19 protein-coding genes are annotated in these 19,216 nt (G+C 67.2%); 8 read left to right on the top strand and 11 right to left on the bottom strand.

Going from position 1 to position 19,216, the window contains the following annotated elements; translation table 11 throughout:
* Positions 1-30 precede the first annotated feature (30 nt).
* From ACQHI0_RS17295 to ACQHI0_RS17285, 3 genes are read right to left on the bottom strand one after another with little or no spacing between them, the layout of a single operon-like run.
* Positions 31-453: a type II toxin-antitoxin system VapC family toxin gene (locus tag ACQHI0_RS17295; protein ID WP_427908952.1), complete on the bottom strand. Its 423-nt coding sequence runs from the start codon at positions 451-453 to the stop codon at positions 31-33.
* Positions 450-740 (bottom strand): type II toxin-antitoxin system Phd/YefM family antitoxin, encoded by a 291-nt coding sequence (locus tag ACQHI0_RS17290; protein WP_427908951.1) that lies wholly within the window; start codon positions 738-740, stop codon positions 450-452. The genes ACQHI0_RS17295 and ACQHI0_RS17290 overlap by 4 nt, the downstream gene beginning before the upstream one ends.
* The gene (locus tag ACQHI0_RS17285; RefSeq protein WP_427908950.1) at positions 716-1,120 is read right to left on the bottom strand and encodes a hypothetical protein; all 405 of its coding nucleotides are present in this window, start codon (positions 1,118-1,120) and stop codon (positions 716-718) included. Before ACQHI0_RS17285 ends, ACQHI0_RS17290 begins: the two co-directional genes overlap by 25 nt.
* A gap of 179 nt (positions 1,121-1,299) precedes the next feature.
* On the opposite strand from ACQHI0_RS17285, the gene ACQHI0_RS17280 reads away from it, so the two are divergent.
* Genes ACQHI0_RS17280 through ACQHI0_RS17270 form a run of 3 tightly spaced genes read left to right on the top strand, consistent with a single transcriptional unit; the run spans position 1,300 to position 4,956 of the window.
* Positions 1,300-2,232, top strand: coding sequence for a PDR/VanB family oxidoreductase (locus ACQHI0_RS17280; protein WP_427908949.1), 933 nt, complete (start codon positions 1,300-1,302; stop codon positions 2,230-2,232).
* Positions 2,233-2,245: 13 nt separating this feature from the next.
* A complete protein-coding gene (locus ACQHI0_RS17275; RefSeq protein ID WP_427908948.1) occupies positions 2,246-3,445 on the top strand; it encodes an FAD-dependent oxidoreductase in 1,200 nt (399 codons plus the stop codon).
* On the top strand, positions 3,442-4,956 hold the full coding sequence (locus ACQHI0_RS17270) for a class I adenylate-forming enzyme family protein (protein WP_427908947.1): 1,515 nt from the start codon (positions 3,442-3,444) through the stop codon (positions 4,954-4,956). The genes ACQHI0_RS17275 and ACQHI0_RS17270 overlap by 4 nt, the downstream gene beginning before the upstream one ends.
* On the opposite strand, the gene surE is transcribed toward ACQHI0_RS17270, so the two are convergent.
* Genes surE through ACQHI0_RS17235 form a run of 7 tightly spaced genes read right to left on the bottom strand, consistent with a single transcriptional unit; the run spans position 4,934 to position 12,097 of the window.
* Positions 4,934-5,644 (bottom strand): 5'/3'-nucleotidase SurE, encoded by a 711-nt coding sequence (surE, locus tag ACQHI0_RS17265; protein WP_427908946.1) that lies wholly within the window; start codon positions 5,642-5,644, stop codon positions 4,934-4,936. The genes ACQHI0_RS17270 and surE overlap by 23 nt on opposite strands.
* The gene (locus ACQHI0_RS17260; protein WP_427908945.1) at positions 5,619-6,794 is read right to left on the bottom strand and encodes an ABC transporter ATP-binding protein; all 1,176 of its coding nucleotides are present in this window, start codon (positions 6,792-6,794) and stop codon (positions 5,619-5,621) included. Before ACQHI0_RS17260 ends, surE begins: the two co-directional genes overlap by 26 nt.
* Before the next feature lie 5 nt (positions 6,795-6,799).
* Complete coding sequence (locus tag ACQHI0_RS17255) at positions 6,800-7,615, bottom strand: carbohydrate ABC transporter permease (RefSeq protein ID WP_427908944.1); 816 nt, start codon at positions 7,613-7,615, stop codon at positions 6,800-6,802.
* Positions 7,602-8,516 (bottom strand): carbohydrate ABC transporter permease, encoded by a 915-nt coding sequence (locus ACQHI0_RS17250; RefSeq protein ID WP_427908943.1) that lies wholly within the window; start codon positions 8,514-8,516, stop codon positions 7,602-7,604. Before ACQHI0_RS17250 ends, ACQHI0_RS17255 begins: the two co-directional genes overlap by 14 nt.
* Entirely contained in the window at positions 8,513-9,496 is a 984-nt protein-coding gene (locus tag ACQHI0_RS17245; RefSeq protein ID WP_427908942.1) for a sugar phosphate isomerase/epimerase family protein, read from the bottom strand. The genes ACQHI0_RS17250 and ACQHI0_RS17245 overlap by 4 nt, the downstream gene beginning before the upstream one ends.
* A gap of 47 nt (positions 9,497-9,543) precedes the next feature.
* A complete protein-coding gene (locus ACQHI0_RS17240) occupies positions 9,544-10,836 on the bottom strand; it encodes an ABC transporter substrate-binding protein (protein ID WP_427908941.1) in 1,293 nt (430 codons plus the stop codon).
* Positions 10,837-10,873: 37 nt separating this feature from the next.
* Positions 10,874-12,097, bottom strand: coding sequence for a cytochrome P450 (locus ACQHI0_RS17235; RefSeq protein ID WP_427908940.1), 1,224 nt, complete (start codon positions 12,095-12,097; stop codon positions 10,874-10,876).
* 371 nt (positions 12,098-12,468) lie between these two features.
* On the opposite strand from ACQHI0_RS17235, the gene ACQHI0_RS17230 reads away from it, so the two are divergent.
* The 5 genes from ACQHI0_RS17230 to ACQHI0_RS17210 all read left to right on the top strand — a co-directional run bounded on the left by ACQHI0_RS17230 (position 12,469) and on the right by ACQHI0_RS17210 (position 18,529).
* On the top strand, positions 12,469-13,407 hold the full coding sequence (locus ACQHI0_RS17230) for a LysR family transcriptional regulator (protein ID WP_427908939.1): 939 nt from the start codon (positions 12,469-12,471) through the stop codon (positions 13,405-13,407).
* Positions 13,408-13,476: 69 nt separating this feature from the next.
* Complete coding sequence (locus ACQHI0_RS17225) at positions 13,477-13,992, top strand: DUF4442 domain-containing protein (RefSeq protein ID WP_427908938.1); 516 nt, start codon at positions 13,477-13,479, stop codon at positions 13,990-13,992.
* Positions 13,992-14,870 (top strand): alpha/beta hydrolase family protein, encoded by an 879-nt coding sequence (locus tag ACQHI0_RS17220; RefSeq protein ID WP_427908937.1) that lies wholly within the window; start codon positions 13,992-13,994, stop codon positions 14,868-14,870. The genes ACQHI0_RS17225 and ACQHI0_RS17220 overlap by 1 nt, the downstream gene beginning before the upstream one ends.
* Before the next feature lie 156 nt (positions 14,871-15,026).
* On the top strand, positions 15,027-16,607 hold the full coding sequence (locus tag ACQHI0_RS17215) for a PfaD family polyunsaturated fatty acid/polyketide biosynthesis protein (RefSeq protein ID WP_427908936.1): 1,581 nt from the start codon (positions 15,027-15,029) through the stop codon (positions 16,605-16,607).
* 131 nt (positions 16,608-16,738) lie between these two features.
* On the top strand, positions 16,739-18,529 hold the full coding sequence (locus tag ACQHI0_RS17210; protein WP_427908935.1) for an AMP-dependent synthetase/ligase: 1,791 nt from the start codon (positions 16,739-16,741) through the stop codon (positions 18,527-18,529).
* On the opposite strand, the gene ACQHI0_RS17205 is transcribed toward ACQHI0_RS17210, so the two are convergent.
* Complete coding sequence (locus ACQHI0_RS17205) at positions 18,517-19,056, bottom strand: PaaI family thioesterase (RefSeq protein ID WP_427908934.1); 540 nt, start codon at positions 19,054-19,056, stop codon at positions 18,517-18,519. The genes ACQHI0_RS17210 and ACQHI0_RS17205 overlap by 13 nt on opposite strands.
* Between the last annotated feature and the right edge of the window lie 160 nt (positions 19,057-19,216).

Here is a 19,216-nt window from a genome sequence, read left to right as displayed (position 1 = left end):
GCCGAGATGACGGTGTTATAGGACGGACCGTCAGGCGTGCACCCAGGGGTTGAGGACAGGCACGCCCATCGGCTCGAAGTCCGCGAGATTGCGAGTCACTACAATCATGCCGTGCTCACTCGCGGTTGCCGCGATCATCGCATCGCGCTCGGGGCGTGGGTCCGGAACGTGCAACCGTGCGGCGCGTCGGCCGACGGCGAGGTCAAATGCCAGAATCCGGTTCGCGAAGACATCCAACAGATCGTCTTCGAGCCACGTGCGCAATCGATTGCCCTGCGCGGCGTCGCGTCGTTCAATTCGGCCGATACCGATTTCGACCTCCATGATCGTAATGACGCTCAGGAACAAGTCGGACGGTCGTCGTTGCGCCACCCATGAGCGCACCTGCGGGTTCGCCGACTGCCGCGACTTGCGCAACTCACTGATGACGTTGGTGTCGAGGAGGAAAGTCACAGGTCTGCGACCCGCAGATTCACCTGCAGCGGTGCCGGTTCGAACTCGATTTCGTCGTCCATGCTCAGGCGGGAGACGAGGTCCTGACTGTCGGCCTTCAGTCGCCGGTACTCGTCGATAGACAAGAGCACAAAAGCGTCCTCACCGCGATCTGTGATCACGACCGGCTCCACGGTCGCAGCCCGTTTCGCAGCGCTGACGTCCTGGTTGAACTCCCGAGCGCTCATCGAAGTCATCGCAATCTCCCATTGTAGGTACGTACCTACAATACCGTACGGCGTGCCCATGTCGCCAGCATGAACGAGCCGGACAGGAAGAGCCCGGCGAGCGGAATCAACGGCAGATAGGAGACCCATACGATCGGTTCCGGTTGCGCCAGCGCGATCACGGTGGCGACAACGGTGACGACGAACACCACCGCCGACCAACGGTGTATCAGGCCGACGAGTCCGGTACTGCCACGGGAAACCAGCACTGCTCGCGAGCCGCGCAAGAGCACCACGAACATCGACGCACCGGACAGGAAGAGCGCCGCGAGCGGAATCAGGGGCAGGTAGACCACCCACTCCGGTCCGCTGAGCGACAACCCGATCACCGTGATGACCACTGCCGCCAAGAAGCCGACGGCAAGCCAGCGGTGAGCTCGTCGAACCCAGGTGATGTTCATCGAAAACCCTTTCCTCGGTCGGTAGAAAACAATGCTGACACGGCGCCGACCTCGACACTTCTCGATTCCTGATCGTTTCGCACGCCGACGACCGATAGTCGATCGAGCCGTTTTCAATCCGGCAATTCGTTGAAAGTATCAATCCCCGCGGGCCGCCGAACCCCTGCGAGACTCGTCGTGTGATCAGCGCGATTGTGCGAATTCGGTCCATCACCTACGAATCAGAGGGCGTGCTGTCCTTTGTGCTCACCGACCCCGGCGGCGCGCCACTGCCGCCGTGGGAACCGGGTGCGCACGTGGATGTCGTGCTGCCCGACGGCGTCGTTCGCCAGTACTCGCTGTGTGGCGACCCCGCGAATCGGGACAGTTATCGCATCGCGGTGCTGCTCGAGGAGCAGGGCCGGGGCGGGTCGGCGTGGATGCACGAGAAAGTGCGGCCGGGCACGCTGCTGGAGATCCGGGAACCACGCAACAATTTCCCGCTCACGCAGGCGGCGAGCTACCTCCTGATCGCCGGCGGCATCGGGATCACCCCGCTGCTGCCGATGATCGGCGCACTCGAACAACACGGCGCCGACTGGCAACTGCATTACGGCGGCCGCACCGGCGCGCGGATGGCGTTCGCCGACGAGCTGTCCGCCTATGGCGCGCGGGTTCGTCGCTACGCGCAGGACGAAGTCGGGCTGATGCCACTGGCCGAGATTCTCGCGCCGGTGACCTCGGGCACCCTCGTGTACTGCTGTGGTCCCGAGCCGCTGCTGGCCGCGGTCGAGCAGCACTGTGCGGCGGATGCCCTGCGGGTCGAGCGTTTTCATCCGAAAGAGCTCGCGGCGACCGGACCCGACCGGCCGACCACTGTCGTGCTCAACCGTTCCGGCCGGAACATCGAAGTACCGGCGGGATCGTCGGTCCTGGACGCACTCGAACGGGCAGGCGCCGATGTGCTGTGGTCGTGCCGCGAAGGAACGTGCGCGACCTGCGAGACCACCGTGCTCGAAGGCGAAGTCGAGCACCGTGATTCGGTGCTCACCCCGGCTGAGCAGGAGTCGGGCAAAACCATGATGATCTGCGTTTCCCGAGCGCGCACGGACCGTCTCGTGCTCGATGCCTGAAAGGTCGAAGACTGTGCACGATGTCATTGTTGTCGGCGCCCGCTGTGCCGGTGCCACGGTCGCGATGCTGCTCGCGCGGCGTGGTTACCGGGTGCTCTGCGTCGACCAGGCGCTGTTTCCCAAGGATGCCGTGTCGACCCACATGCTGCGGCAGAGTGGACTAGCGCGACTGCGGGATTGGGGACTGCTCGATCGGCTGGAAGCCACCGGCTGCACGCCCATCCACTCGATCACCATGTCGTACGCCGACGCCCACTTCGAGGGTTTCTCCGACCCGATCGACGGCATCGCCGAGACCTACGCGCCGCGGCGCATCGTGCTCGACAAGCTGTTGCAGGATGCCGCCCGCGAGGCCGGGGTCGATCTGCGCGAAGGCGTCACCGTGACAGATCTGGTGCGCGACGGTGAGATCGTCACCGGCATCGTCGGCCGCGACCGCGACGGCGAACCGGTCACCGAACACGCCCGCCTCGTCATCGGCGCCGACGGATACGCGTCCACTATCGCCCAGCTCACCGGTGCCCAGAAGTACGACGTGATCCCGGGGGAGACCTTCACCGCCTACTCGTACTGGTCCGGCCTGAACATGCAGAGCCAGTTGCGGATCGGCGACAAGCAGGCGGTCGGCGGCTGGCCGACCAACGACGGCAAGACGCTGATCTGGTGTGTGCAATACGTCGACCGGTTCGCGCCGTTCCGCACCGATGTCGAGCGCAACTTCTCGTTGGCGTTCAAGGAAACCGCGCCCGACCTCGCCGAACTGCTCGACACCGGCGAACGCGACGAACGGTTCTACATCGCCCGCTACCCGGAGAATTTCTACCGCGAATCCCACGGCCCCGGTTGGGCATTGGTCGGCGACGCCGGATATCACAAGGACCCCTTCACCGGTCTCGGGATCAGCGACGCGTTCACCTACGCCGACCTGCTCGCCGAGCGGGTGCACGAGGGGCTGTCGGCGGCGCGGCCGATCGACGAAGCGCTCGCCGACTATCAGGCGCAGCGGGATCGGTCGAGCAAGCCGATGTACCGATTCACCTGTGAATCCTCGCGACTTGTCCTGCCGGACAAACATGTCGAGGTGATGCGGGCACTGCCGAGCAGCCCGAAACACACCCAGCAGTGGTTCCGGATGATGGCAGGCGGGCTGAGCGGCCGGGAGTTCTTCGCCGAGGACAACCTCGCCCCGCTGCTGAACCCGCAGGGCTCATGATGATCGTGCGACCGTTCGACACCGCGGGGATCTTCCGCGACGAGCACGGTGTCGCCCACTACGCCGACCTGCCCGATTCTCTGGTGGACATGCTCCGCCACACGGTGCACACCTCGCCCGACCAGGAAGCCGTCGTCGAGATCGGTGGTGAGCGACTCTCCTACCGGCAACTGTGGGATCGCGCGGCACACACAGCGGGTGGATTGCGGGACAAGGGAATCCAGCCGGGTGACCGCGTCGCCAGCCTGCTCGACGCCGGAACCGATTGGGTGGTCGGCTTTCTCGGTATCGTGCTCGCCGGTGCGGTGGCGGTCCCGGTCAACACCCGGTTCGCCGCCCCGGAGATCGACTATGTCCTGACCGACTCCGATGCCGCCTACAGTCTGCGGCCGAACGAGTCGCTGCCGCAGGGCGATCCCTACGTCTACGACGGCGCGGGCCCCACCGACCTGGCCGCGATTTTCTACACCAGCGGCACCACCGGCCGCCCTAAGGGCGCGATGACCACACATCGCAACCTGCTCGCCACCGTGGAGAACGTCCGCCGGCTCGCCCGGATCGCCGTTGACGAAGGCCCGACCCTGCGCAATCTGGTCTCGGTGCCGCTGTTCCACGTCACCGCCTGCAACAGTCAGCTGATCCCCCAGCTCGCCATCGGCGGCACCACGATCATCCTGCCGCGGTTCAAGATCCAGGACTTCCTCCGCGCGATCGTCGACGAGCGAGTCACCTCGCTCACCAACCCTCCCGCCATCTACTACCTCGCCTTCCGGCAACCCGACTTCGCCGAGTTCGACCTGAGCGCGGTGAACCGGGTCGCCTACGGTGGCGCGCCGGTGGCGCCCGCGCTGGTCGCCGAGATCGCCGCGCATTTCCCGAACGCGCGCCTGGCCAACGGTTTCGGCCTCACCGAGACCGCGTCCATCTCGACCTACCTGCCCCACGAATGGGCCACCGACCACGCGGACTCGGTGGGGTTCGCCGCGCCGATCGTCGACCTGGCCATCGACGCGCCGGACCCCGTCAGCGGCGTCGGCGAACTACTCATCCGTGGCGCCAATGTCGTTGCCGGATACTGGAACAACCCCGAAGCCACCGCCGCGACCTTCGTCGATGGCTGGCTGCGCACCGGTGACCTCGCCCGGATCGACGAGCGGGGGCTGGTGTCGATCGCGGACCGAGCCAAGGACATGATCAACCGCGGTGGCGAGAACGTGTACTGCGTCGAGGTGGAGAACGCCCTCGCCGGCGCCCCCGGCATCGGTGAATCCGCGGTGGTCGGGGTCCCCGACGACATGATGGGCGAGAAGGTCGGCGCCGTGGTGGTGCCGGTGCCTGGCACCGAGTTCGACGAGGCCGCCGTGCTCGGCTACCTGCGTGAGCGGCTCGCCGATTTCAAAGTCCCCCAGTATTTCTCGGTGCGGACCGAACCGCTGCCGCGCAACCCGGGCGGCAAGATCGTGAAGACCGTGCTGCGGTCCGAGCCGTTCAAGCCCGCGGCACGAGGGTGATGCTGGTCCGCTTCTGCTCGGCGAAGGCGTAGATGTCGTCGCCGGGGTCGAGGTCCTCGGCACGGTAGCCGATCGTGCTGAGGATGGCGGAGCGATCGAGGTCGAAGATGTCGGTGTAGTACCGCGCGCGACTGACCCTGGTGTAGGCCGGATCGGCGCCGCGATCGGTGCCGGAGAGATTGACGTTCGCGGCGAACCAGCTTGCCCGCTCCGCCAAGAGGGTGCTGAGTACGCCAGTGGTCGCCGCGGGCACCCAGCTCCAGTCCCAGTTACCCGGCTCGGCCCACGGCCCACCGAACTCCCGCGAGAACGCGATCCCGGGCACCCCACGCGCGCCCGCCTCCTGGACCGCGCCGAAGGTACCGCTGACATTCAGTGTGGCCCCGATGTTCTCGCCCGCGTTCACCCCGCTCAGACACAAGTCGACCGGCGCGACGATCCCGGACGTCAGCGCGAACACCACACACGCCGCCGGCGTGGACCCCACGTGCAGCGTGGGAATACCGGCGGTCGGTGCGGCCCACTCCCAGTTCATCGCGACGCCACTGCGCCGGGACTGGCTCGCGCCCGACATCGGCCCGCTCGGTGCTACCACCGTCGCGTCGATGCCGAGCGCGCGCACGGCTTCCGCCAACGCCAGGAGACCCGGCGCGCGGTAGCCGTCATCGTTGGTGATCAGCAGGTGCATCGAAAGCCGTTACGCGGGCGCCGGTTTCGGGGTCGAAAAGGTGCAGTCGATCAGCCGGGACGGACACCCGGATCCGCGAGCCGATCGCGGGCGCCTGATCGTTCGCGGGCAGTGTCACTGCCCACCGACCCGATTCGCCGGTGCACTGCGCGATCTTGGTGTCACCGGTGAACTCGACCAGCTCCACCACGCCGTGCACGAGCAATCCCGCGTCGTCACGATCGCGCAGTGTGCCGTCGCCCGGCCGCCAGCCCAGCTTCAGTTCCGCCGGAACACCCGGAACCGACTGTGGCAGAAGCACATCCAACCCCGGGCCGGTTATCCCGTCCGAATTCATGGTCACCGTCGCCAGGTTCATCGGCGGGCTACCGAGGAACGTCGCGACGAACAGGTCGACCGGCCGCTGGTACACCTGCGCCGGACTGCCGACCTGCAACACCCGCGAATCATTCATCACCACCAGATGCGTGGCCATCGACAACGCCTCGAGCTGGTCGTGCGTGACGAGCACGACGGTATTGCCGAGCTCGCGATGCAACCGCACCAGCTCCACCCGCGCGAGCTGGCGCAACTGCGCGTCGAGCGCCGACAACGGCTCGTCGAGCAGCAGCACCTTCGGCTGCCGAACGATCGCCCTGGCCAGCCCGACCCGCTGCCGCTGACCACCCGACAACTGCGCGGGCCTGCGATGACGCAGCTCACTGAGCCCGAGGCTGTCACACGCACCCGCCACCCGCCGCTCGATCTCGGTGCGGTCCAGCCCCGAGTTGCGGTTGTGCTTGCCTTCCAGCCGCAGGCCGAAGGAGATATTGCGCTCGACGGTCATGTGCGGGTACAGCGCGAAGTCCTGGAACACCATCGAGACACCGCGTCGCCCCGGCGCCACGTCGGTGACGTCGGTGCCGTCGATGAGCACCCGTCCGGCGGTGGGCGGGATCAACCCCGACACCACGCCGAGCGCGGTCGATTTCCCGCAGCCCGACGGCCCGACCAGCACGGTCAGCGACTGTCCCGGCACGTGCAGGAGGTCGACGTCGAGAGCCGGACGGTCCTCACCGTATTGCTTGATGACCCCGTCGAGCACCACGCCGGCCGAAAGGTCGAGCTCGGTGGTCAGCACCGGGGGCTCGCTCACACTGAGACTTGTCATGTCGATCACCGAACCCCTGAATGAAGGAAGGCGTCCGCGATCCGTCGCGACGCCAGGACATAGATCACGACGACCGGCAGCGACGCCAGCATCGCCGCGGCGAGCATCGGGCCGTACTCCGCGCTCTCCGGACCGAGGAACAGGGCCAGACCCGGCTGGATGGTCGTGTCCTCCGGATCGGGCATCACCAGCAGCGGCCACAGGAATTCGTTCCACGTACTGATGAACAGCAGAATCGCCACCGCGCCCAAGGCTGGGCCCAGCACCCCGAGCACCACGTGGCGCAGGATCTCCCACGACGTGGCGCCTTCGAGCACCGCCGCACCGATCAGCGACTGCGGCACCGAGCGAATGTGGTCGCGCAGCAACAACACCGCGAGCGCGCTGACACCCAGCTGCGGGATGATCACGCCGATCGTGTGTCCCTGCCAACCCAGCTTCGCGGTCATCAGGAACTGCGGGATGATCAGTGCCTGCGGCGGGATCAGCAGCGAAATACCCACGGCCGCAAGGACGAAGCCACGACCTCGGGCCTTGTCGAAGCGCACGAGCGCGTAGGCGGCGGGCAGTGCGACCAGCATCGTCGCGATGGTGACGCCCGCGGCCATGATGAAAGTGTTGAGCAGCAGCCGCCCGATCGGGAACCGGCCCACCGCCATCTCGTAGTTCTCCAGGCTCGCCGGATACGGGATCGGGTTCAGATCGAAGATCGTCGACACCGGTTTGAACGAAGTGGTCAATGCCAAGACCACCGGGAACAACATCAGCACCACCGCCGTGATCAGTAGCAGGTGCCTGCCGATCGCGTCACCGCGTCGCACTGGATCTCCTCGAGAGCAGGGTGTAGAAGGTCAGGAGCAGGCCGAACACGACGGCGATGACGATGGCCGCCGCCGACGCGGTGCCCGCGTCGAAGAAGGTGAAACCGTAGGTGTAGAGCCGGTAGTAGACGTTGTCGGTGGCATTACTCGGCCCACCTCGGGTGAGCACCCCGATATTGGTGAACAGCCACGGCCACACCACCACCATCGACAGCAGCCCGAGCAGGATGATCGGGCGGCGCAGCTGCGGCAGAATGATCGACCGGGTGATCTCACCTTCGGTGGCGTCGTCCATGCGCGCGGCGTCGACGGTGCGCCGGTCCAGATTCGCCAGCGCCGCCCCGAAGAGCAAAGTGTTGAGCGCCACCACCTTCGGTGCCGTCACCATGACGATGGTCGGCAGCGCGGTGGCCGGGTCGCCGAGCCAGTTGACCGGCTCCACCCCGGCGAATCCGAGCGTCTGATTCACGATTCCGTACAGCGGATCCAGAATGAACTGCCACGACAGCGCATTGGCCACCGGTGCGAGCACCACCGGCAGGAACAGCAACATCCGGTAGAACTCGCTGGTCCGGCCCGGCCGCTTCCACAGGGCGATGGCCAGCGCGCACGGGACGACCGTCGCGAAGGGCAGCACCAACAGCGCGTACTTCAGCGTGTTCCAGGCCGCATTGCCGAATTCCGGTTCGGTGAGCAGGGTTTCGTAGTTCTCCAGGCCGATGAACTCGATGTCGGGGGAGACCAGGTTCCAATCGAGGAAGCTGAGCACCGCCGTGAACACGAGCGGGCCGTAGACCCACGCCACGATCGCGAGCATGGTCGGCGAGAAGTACAGCCAGGCCACCCCGGTCGCGGCGGGGCGTTCGACCGCACGGACCTCGCGGTCCTTGGTGAGCGTCATGAACGCGCCCGCGCATCGAGCATGCGCACGGTGGTGTCCAGCGCCTCGGCGTAGTGGCGGGCGTGCCGCATTTCGATGATGATCGCCGGGTCGCGGACGAAGGTCGTTTCCAGTACGTCGCCGAGCGGGATCGTGCCCCAGCCGGGCGGCAGATGCAGGTCACCTTCGCCGAGCAGTTCCAGTTCGTACGGGCTGGCGTCGGGCTGACGCGCCATCCGGCCGAAATTGTCGTGCAGGTGGATGTGGCCGACGATCGGGGCGACCTCGCGAATCGCGCCGAGGAAGTCGTAGTCCAGATAGCCGGCCGACAGATAGGCGTGGCCGACATCGAGGCACATCGACACCGCCGGATGATCGATCCGCTGCACCTGCTCGGCGACCAGATCCAGGCGCATCCCGTAGGAACGGCGGGCGAGCACCGCGGGCCCGGGCGCCCGATTCTCGACCGCGATCATCACCCCGCGCGCACCGGATTCGTCGGCGAGATCGCGCAGCATCGCGCGTTCGGTTGCCATGCCCGCGGTCAACTCGTCACCGTCGCTGTACAGGTTCGGCAGCACCCCGGCGTGGTAGACCAGCACCTCGGCGCCGATCGCGGCGGCTACTTCCAGATCCGCCAACAGCCCGAGTTGCTGGGCTGGAGCACTGCCGGTGTCGAGCAGATTGCCGGTGCGCCCGGACGAATGCCACGAGCTGTGCAGGGTCAGCCGCAGTGGGCACCCGGCCAGCGCGTCGCGCAGCGCCGCCAGCCGGGAGCGCTGCACCCGCCCGCCGATCACCACCCCGAGGCCGCACCCGCCGAGTTCGGCATAACCGAATCCGGCGGTCGCGGCCTCGTCGAGGAATTCGCGCATCTCCTCGAAATCGGAACGGAGGAGCTGCTTTCCCGACCACGGATTGACCGTCAGGCCGATCTTGTCCGGGACCGCGCCGCCGTGCGAACCATTGGGCGGCGTGTGGGCGAATACCTGGTGTGACAACGTTGTCTCTCTTCGAGGGGTGGTGGGTCAGCGGAGGGTGCGCGAACTCAGTTGAGTCCGCGGATCTTCGTGGCGGCGGCGCGCAGGGTCGCCGCCGGGTCGGCACCGCGCAGGACGATCGGCTCGACGGCCTCGTCCTGCAGGATCACGACGCCCTGGTTGGACTGCTTGCCCGGGAAGGCGGTGTAGGGCGCCAGGTCGGCCATCTGCTTCACGGCCGAGCCGAGCCGCGGATCGGCCGAGGACTCCGCCGCGGTGCGCAGCGGCAGGTAGCCCATCTGCGAGGCGATGAGCTTGAAGCTCTCGTCATTGGTCATGAACTGCACGAACTTCCACGCCGCCTTCGCCTTGGCGGCGTCCTTGGCAACGACCGTCAGGCCGGAGCCGGAGAAGGTGGGGCGGGCGGGCAGGTTGTCGAAGGCGGGCAGGGGCGCCACCTGCAGGGCGAACTTGCCCTTGGCCGCCGCGTCGAGGGTCAGCAGACCGCCGCCGGTGGTGACGAGCATGCCGAGCTTGCCGGAGTTGAAAGCGCTTTGCGCGGAGGCGAAGTCGACCGCGGGCTGTACACCGGACTTGGTCAGATCCTGAATCGTCGACAGCGCGGTGATCACCGGGGCCGAATCGACGGTGACCTCACCGCTGCTCGACACCAGCCCGCCACCGGCACTGTTGACCAGCGACTGGGTCAGGTAGTCGGACTTGCCCGGATCGGCCGCCGAGACGTACACGCCCTGGGCCTCGGTCTTGTCCTTGATCGCCTGTGCCGCCTGCTTGAGCTGGGCCATCGTCTTGGGCGGCTGGGCCGGGTCGAGGCCGGCGGCGGTGAACAGATCGGCGTTGTAGAAGACCACCGGGGTGGCCATCATGAACGGCATCGCGACCGGCTTCTTGGCACCGGCGACCGGAGTCGCCTTCAGCACCGACGGCACGAAGCCCGCCATGTGCTTGTTCCACTCGTCGGTCCCGGCCACTTCTTCGAGCGACCGCAGCGGCAAGGTCTGCGACGCTTGCGCGACCTTGCTCCACCCGATCTGCGCGACGTCGGGCGGGTTGCCCGCTACCACTTCGCTCTGCAGCTTGGTGAGCGCGTCCGCGGTCGGGACCGACTGCGGTTTGACCGTGATCTTCGGGTTGGCCGTCTGGAAGTCGTTGATCAACTTCTCGATGCCCTTGCCCAGCGGGTTGGTCTGTCCGTAGGTGTAGGACAGGAAGGTGATGGTCACCGGGTCGTCGGCCCCGGCTGGGGCCGAGCTGTTCTGGCCGCAGGCCGCGAGCAGCGTGGTGACCGCGACGAGCACGATCCCCCATCCGGCCTTACGGCCGTGGTGGTGCGAGTTCATAACAGGCTTTCTGTGGAGGGGGTGGTCGAATCGGGCGTCAGCGGAGTCGGACTCCGCCGTGCGTGACGGTCATGCTCTGGATGCCACGCAAGTTCACATTGGGCCGGTACCGCAGCGAACCCGGCACGAGCACCGGGTCGATCACGCGCGCGGCGAAGGCCGACAGCGCCGCCGCGCCCTCGGCCCGGCCCAGCGCCGCGGCCAGGCAGAAGTGCGCACCGGCGGAGAAGGCGAGGTGGTCGGCGGCACCGCGGGCGACATCGAAGCGATCGGCGTCGGGGTAGTGCTCGGGATCGCGGTTGGCCGCGGCGAGCAGCACCAGCATCGCGGTGCCGGGGCTGATCGCGGTGCCGCTCACCGCCATGTCGCGGGTGGCGATGCGCATCACGAACTGGATCGGCGCGTCGTAGCGGAGCACCTCGTCGGCGGCGCTGATCCCCAATTCCGGATCGGCGCGCAGGATTTCGCGCTGGTCCGGGTTCTGGAGCAGGGCGAGCACACCGTTGGCGATGAGGTTGGCGGTGGTCTCGTGGCCCGCGACCATCAGCAGCACACAGGTGGCGAGCAGTTCGCCCTCGCTGAGCACTTCGCCTTCCTCTTCGACCTCGATCAGCCGCGAGAGCAGGTCGTCGCCGAGGTTGCCGCGGCGGCGGACGATCAGGTTCTTCAGGTAGTTCATCAGCTCGTTGCGCGCGCCTTCGGCGTCGTCGAGGTCGTCGTTGTGGACGACGAGGTTGAAGTCGAGGACGCGGCCCAGCCTGCGGGCGGCCGGCTCGAAGTCGTCGAACTCCTCGACCGGGATGCCCAACAGCGCGCACATGATCCGCACCGGCAAGGGCAGCGCGAATTCGGAGATCACGTCGAATTCGGACTTACTCGCGATCTGCGCGACGAGATCGTCGACGATCGAGTGGATCTGTGGCTGCGAGGCCCGAATCACCCTGGGGGTGAAAGCCTTCGACACGAGCCGGCGAATGCGGGTGTGTGCGGGCGGATCGAGGAAGAGCAGGGATTCGGGGCGCTCCGGGTGATCCTTGCCGAGTCGGGAAAGGCTGGGGTCGTTGCGAACCGACGGGTCGCGCAGCACCTGCTGGCAATCGGCATAGTTGGCGATGATCACGAGGTCGCCGCCTTTGGTGACCAACGGCGACTTCGTGCGCAGGGCGCGGTGGACGGGATACGGATCGGGTCGGGTGTCGGGAGCGAACAGTTCGGCCAGCGTCGACTCGGCGTCGTGCTGACTGGCAACCGTGGTCGTCATTTTCTGGGCTCCTTCGAAATCGGCGTCGAATTTCTTTCGCCTGCACCGCATAAAAGTCTTCCACCCCGAAGTCGCGGGCGACAACGCGGAACGCATTATTGATCCATTGCGGTACGAAATGGATCGCACTGTCAAGGTGGGGATCATCGGGCTTTACCGGGTCAGCGATTCGAATGCCGAATCGACCGCGTTCACAGCGCTGGCCGCGACCGCGGTCACCGCGAGGCGGGCAGGACACGCCGTGCGGTCGGCAGGAATTAGGGCGCTGCTCATCTGTGCTTCACGGGCCCGTTCCCCGATGACGTGCGGTGCCGCTATACAAGGGGAATATCTCGGACGAGTCACGTACCTGATCACGCGAGGCGCGAACTATGGAGACACGGCATATCGAGGCATTTCTGGCCATCGCTGACGAACTGCACTTCGGGCGGGCAGCCGCCAGGCTGCACCTGACGCAGCCGTCACTGAGTCAGCAACTCAAGCGTCTGGAACGCCATCTCGGCGTCGAACTGGTGTCGCGGACCTCGCGGGTGGTGCAGCTGACCCCCGCGGGCGAGGCGTTCCGCACCGACGCCCGGCGGATTCTCGGGGAGGTGAACTCGGCGACGAGTACCGTCCGCGACATCGCGGCCGGACGGATGGGCAAGATCAACATCGGGTTCAACGGCCGGGCCGGGCAGCTCATCATGCCCAGGTCACTGGCCCAATTGCACGCGAACTACCCCAACATCACCACCAAGCTCAGCTCGGGTCGCTCCGGTCCGCAGCTCACCGCGCTCACGCGCGGCGAACTCGATGTCGGGCTGCTCTACGGTGGCACGTCCAATGGCGACTCGGTGCTGTCGCGGTGTCTGCTGCAGATGCGCATCGGCGCGCTGGTCGGGCCGGGGCACCGGTGGGCCGACCGGTCGTCGATCGCGATCCGCGAACTGGCCGAGACGCCGTGCGTGCTGTTCAACCGTGAGGTGAGCCCCGCGATGTACGACGCCATCATGACCGCGGGCGAGCGCGCGGGCGCCTTCCCGAAGGTCGCCGAGTACATGAACGATTCGGTGGCCACCGGGATCACCGTGGCGGCCCGCCGGTATCTGGGGTTCGCGTCGTTCATCAGCATGGACGAGCCGCGGCCGATGGGTCTGAGGGTGGTTCCGCTCGTGGATCCGGAACCGGTGGTGGAATTGCAGGTCGCCTGGCGGGTCGACAGTCCCAATGAAGTGGTGCAGGTATTCCTGGACAGTCTCGACGCGACGCGGAATTTTCTGCAGTCCACCGTCCGCGGCAAAGTATACGGAGAACCATTGGCGAGTTGATTTCCATTCGGTCGATTGAGATCGGCAATGGAAATCCGCATCGGCGGCCGGGGATGATGCAATTAATTCATGGCACCTGAACTGAAAACCTCAGCCACCCTCGGTTCGGTATTCGAGGCGATCGATCCGGATAATCCCGACTTCTTGCTCTTGCAGCGAATTGTCAGCAAGCTGGTTCCCTTCGGCACCCACGCGGGTACCGAAATCACCGAAATCGGTCCGCACCGCGCGATCGTGGAGATTCCCGACGAGCCCTACGTCCTCAACCATCTGCGGACCGTGCACGCAGGTGCGCAATTCCTGGCCGCCGATATCGCCGGCGCGTGCGCTTTCGTCGGCGCGCTGGCTTCGCGGTTGTCGGCGGTCGACACGTTGGTACTGCGGGACGCGCGGCTGTCGTTCCGCAAACCCGCCCTCGGCCGGATCCGGGCGATCGGGGTCATCGACCCGAGCGACGTCGCGACGGTGCTGGCGGCCGAAGCGGGGCAGCGGGTGGACGTGGACGCGCGGGCGCTGATGTACGACGCGGCCGGCGTGCTGGTCGGCAAGGTGGCGCTCGACTACGTCTGCACCATGGCGGCGTGATGAGCGAGCAACGCACCGAGATCGCCGGCCTCGAAACGACTACCGTCCCCACCACCGACGGCGCCGCACTCGCGGTTCGGCTGCTGCCGCAAGCGGATTCGAGCGCGCCGGTCGTGCTGATCCTGCCCGCGATGTCCATCAAGGCCAAGTACTACCTGCCGCTGGTCACGGCCTTGCACGCGGCCGGGCTCACGGCCGCCGTCCTCGATCTGCGCGCGCAGGGCGACAGCAAGCCCGCGCTGGGGGAGGGGCCCGGGTTCGGCTATCGCGAGCTGATCGAGGTCGACCTGCCCGCCGTGGCGGACGCGCTGCGCGAACGGTTCCCGCAGGCGCCGCTGCACCTGTTCGGGCACAGCCTCGGCGGACAGCTCGCGCTGCTGTTCGCGGCGGCCGAGCCGGAGCGGATCGCGAGCATCACGACGATCGGCACCGGTTCGGTGTACTGGTGGTCGTTCGAACTGCGCAGGCGCCTCGAGGTTTTGGCGCGCGGACTGTCGGTCGGTGCGGTTACCCGGCTGCGCGGACGGTGGACCGGCGGCGGCGGGATCGGGCCGATGACCGCGGGCGTCATGATCGACTGGGCGCGCCACCTGCGGACCGGCAACTACCGGCCCAGTGGCAGCACCCGCGACTATGACCGGCTGCTGCGCGAATTCACGCTGCCGGTGCTGCTCATCTCGCTCGACGGCGACCCGCTGGGGCCCGAATCCACGGTGCGTTTCCTGAGCAAGCGGATGGGCGCGGCGGATCAGCACCGCTGGCACATCGACCGGACCTCGGGCTTCACCCACATCGGCCATGCGTCGTGGGTGAAGGACAGCGAACTGGTCGCGCCCGCGGTCGCGGCGTGGGTTGTCGAAGGCCGACCGCCCCAATAGCGATGGCCGATCGACTCGGCAACCAAGACCCACTGCCTCGGTGACGACGGTCGGATGCCTCGGTGACGAAGGCCAGCTGCCTTGGTGGGGAAGGCCGACCGTTCGTGGCACCACTCGATAGCGACCTCTTCTCGGGCTCTCAGAAGGATTGGCACAGTGACGACTTCCCTTGCACCCTCGGCGCTCGCCAGGGACGACAACTCCATCTACCGCGCGCTGTCGGAATTGGACAAGCCGGTGTTCGTGGTTCGTGACGATCGCGGTGTCGCGGTGACCACCGATGCCGGTGCCGCCCGTGGCGCGCAAGTGCTGGCCGCCGCACCGGCGCTGCGGCCGGAAACGCTCGGTAACAACGAGTTCCGGCAGACGCACGGGGTGGACTTCGCCTATCACGCCGGTGCGATGGCCAACGGGATCGCCTCGGCCCCGATGGTGGTCGCCATGGCCCGCGCGGGGTTGCTCGCCTCGTTCGGCGCCGCCGGGGTGCTGCCCGCCCGGATCGACGAGGCACTGGCCACGATCGGGCGCGAGGCACCGGGAAAACCGTTCGCCTGCAACCTGATCCACAGTCCCAGCGAGAACGCGCTGGAGCGGGCGATCGTGGATGCCTGCCTGCGGCACGAGGTGCGCTGTGTCGAGGCGTCGGCGTTCCTCGACCTGACCCCACAGGTGGTGCGCTACCGGCTGGCCGGTCTGCACCGCGACCCGAACGGTCAGGTGATCGCCCGAAACCGCTTGATAGCCAAGGTGTCTCGCGCCGAGGTCGCTGAGCTGTTCCTTCGCCCGGCACCGGAGCACCTGGTGCGCGGACTGCTCGACGCGGGGGAGATCACGGCTGAGCAGGCCGAGCTGGCGGCGTCGGTCCCGATGGCCGACGACATCACCGGCGAGGCGGACTCCGGTGGCCACACCGATCGCCGTCCGCTGGTGGTTCTGCTGCCGTCGCTGCTGGCGGTGCGTGAACGGATCCAGCGTGAATACGGATACGCCCAGCGGGTCCGGGTCGGCGCGGCCGGTGGCATCGGTACCCCGGCGGCCGCCGCGGCGGCCTTCGCGATGGGTGCCTCCTACGTGGTCACCGGGTCGGTCAACCAGGCCACTGTCGAAGCGGCGCAGTCGGATACGGCGAAGCGACTGCTGGCCGCAGCGGGTGTGGCCGATACCACCATGGCGCCGTCGTCGGACATGTTCGAACTCGGCGTCGACGTGCAGGTGCTGCAACGCGGCACGATGTTCGCGAGCCGGGCCCGGCGCCTGTACGACACCTATCGACGCTACGACGGCATCGAGGCGATCCCCGTCGCCGAGCGCGCCGAAATCGAGCAGCGGATCCTGGCTCGCTCGTTCGACGAGGTGTGGGAGGACTGCCTCGGCTACTTCCGCGAGCGTGACCCCGAGCAGATCGCGCGTGCCGAGGGGAACCCGAAACGCCGGATGGCGCTGATCTTCCGGTGGTATCTGGGCCGTTCGTCGGGCTGGAGCACCGCGGCGACACCCGATCGCACGCTCGACTACCAGATCTGGTGCGGGCCCGCGATGGGCGCGTTCAACGACTGGGTCGCGGGCACCTACCTAGCCGCACCGGCGCACCGCCACGTCGCCGAGGTCGGGCTGCAGATCATGCGCGGCGCGGCCTTCACCACCCGCGTGAGTCAGTTGCGCGCGGCGGGTGTGCGGCTACCTGGCCGCTGCGCCACGTACGTTCCGGCCCCGCTCGCCACTGTCGAGTCGCGATGAGTAGCGCGGTGCACGGGCACGCCGCTGGGCAGGGAGACGTCACCATGCAGGCAGACAGCGTGGTAAGAGGAGACACCGCCGGGCAAGAGGGCAGCGTGGTGCGAGGAGACACGGCCGGGCGAGGAGGCGGCGTGGTGGAAGACAGTGCCGTGCAGGGGCACCGTGTTGCGCAGGAATACAGCGTCGCGCCACTGGTCACTATGGCGGCCGACGACAACTTGGCCAACGTGGTGTTCCGCAAGGCCGTTGCCGATCCGGCGGCCGTCGTGTTCAGTCGCAATACGGACGAGGGCTGGGTCGATGTCGGCTTCGCCGAGTTCGCGCGAGTTGTTCTCGGGCTCGCGAAAGGCCTGTCGGCCAACGGGATCGGCGTCGGCGATCGGGTGCTGATCCTCGGCGGTACGAGTTTCGAGTGGTCGGCGGCGGACTTCGCGGTGCTGAGTGTCGGTGCGGTGGTCGTGCCGGTGTACCTGACGTCCTCGGCCGAGCAGATCCAGCACATCGTGGCCGATGCCCGGCCCAGCGCGTGTTTCGTGGAGACAGCCGAACAGTCCGAGATGATCGGCGCGGCCGCGGGGGAGGCGTTGCGCGGGCGAGCCTGGCTGCTCGGCTCGTCGTTGCCCGCGCTGACCGAGCAGGGCGCAGCGGTCGCCGACGCCGAGGCCACCGAACGCAGGCTGGCGGTGCGCGCCGACGATGTCGCGACGATCGTCTACACCAGCGGCACGACCGGAGTGCCCAAGGGGTGCCTGCTGACCCACCGCAACATCTTCGCCGCCGCTGCCAACGTCGTCGAGCTCCTCGACACCGTATTCCGGCGCACCCCAGCAGATCCCGCGTCGACGCTACTGTTCCTTCCGCTCGCCCACGTGTACGGGCGGGTCGTGCAGTTCGGTTGCGTACTGGCCGGGGTCCGCACCGGTCTGGTCGCCACCCCCGCGCAGCTGCCCGCCGAACTGCCGAACTTCCGGCCGACGTTCCTGATCGGCGTCCCGTACGTCCTGGAGAAGATCCGCAAAGCGGCACGTCAAGCACTCGGCAGCGCCGCCTACGACACGGCAGAGGCGGCGGCGATCGCGATCGGCCACGCACGCCGACGCGGTCAGCCGCCCCCGGCGAGCGCGGTGATCGACACCGATATCGGCAAGCAATGGCGCGGCATGCTCGGCGGACGGCTCGAGCACATGGTCGCGGGCGGCGCCTCGCTGGAACCGTCGACAGCGGACTTCTTCACCGGGATCGGCGTGGAGATCATCGGCGCGTACGGTCTCACCGAGGCATCGTCGACAGTGAGTATGAGTGCGCCACACGCCAATCGGGCCGGCGCGGTCGGCCGACCGGTGCCGGGCACGACCGTCGCGATCGCCGACGACGGCGAGATCCTGGTCCGCGGCCCACAGGTCTTCCCCGGGTACTGGCCGGACGGCGGCCACTCGGCCGAAACCTGGCTGGCCACAGGGGATCTCGGCCGTCTCGACGAGGATGGGTTCCTGTTCATCACCGGTCGGCGCAAGGAGATCATCGTCACCAGCGGCGGCAAGAACGTGGCACCCGCGCCCCTCGAAGATCGAGTTCGCCTGCACGCCTTGGTCAGCAACTGCATGCTCGTCGGTGAAGGGCGACCGTATGTGACCGCGCTGATCACCGTCGATCCGATGGTGCTGGCCCGGTGGGCCGCCCAGCACGACGTCGACCTGGCCGCCGGCATCCCGACCGACGACCCCCGATTGCTCGCGGAGATCGCCGCCGGTGTCGAGGCGGCGAACCAGCTCGTCTCGCGGGCGGAGTCGATTCGCCGGTTCGCCGTTCTCGCGGAGGACTTCTCGATGGAGAAGGGGCAGCTGACGGCGTCGTTGCGACTGCGTCGCGCGGCGATCGAAGCCGACTACGACGCCGTCATCGCCGAGCTCTACCCCGGCTGACCCGCGGCCAGCCAGCAGAAGTACTCGAGGTCCACCTTCGCGAGCAAGGCGCCACTGTCGTCGTGCAGCAAGGCCTTTCCGGTGATGTCGAACTGTTCCTCGGTCCTGCGCCCGACCACGTCGGCCAGGATCGGGGAGCTCACCGTGCCACTGGCGCGGATCCGCCCACGAGCAGGCCGGAAGAAGGTGGTCTTGGTGCCGCGCAGCACGAAGGTCCGCACATGCAGAATGCGCGGTGCGATGATGCCGGAAAACGCGCCCGCACAGGCGACTTCGGCCGCGAGGAACAACGCCCCCGCGTGCACGGTTCCCAGGTGATTGCTCATCTGCGGTGACTCGGGGATCTCGGCCACCGCCGAACCGGGGCCGAGTTCGGTCATGCGCACCCCTACCAGATTCACGAACGGCACGAGCGTGTCGACGGTCTTGCGGATCTGTTCGTAGTCCGGCGTCGCGGCACCGGTCATATTCGTCAGCCGAGCCTGCGCTGCGGCGATTCCGGGGGCTGGTTCATTTCCAGTTGGCATGCCCCAATTAGCGCATATTCAACCGTTTTTCGTGATGAACGGAAGTTGAATTCAACTATTCCGTCGAGCTGCCGGATCGCTAATACTGAGATCCATTGTTAGGGAACACCTATTCATGTAATCCGATTGGAAATCGGTATGCGGATCATGCGGTTCTCCT

This window comes from Nocardia sp. FBN12 (genome assembly GCF_050320175.1).
Taxonomy (GTDB): Bacteria; Actinomycetota; Actinomycetes; order Mycobacteriales; family Mycobacteriaceae; genus Nocardia.
The sequence above is the reverse complement of the archived record's forward strand: the minus strand, read 5'-3'. Positions and strand labels throughout refer to the sequence as shown.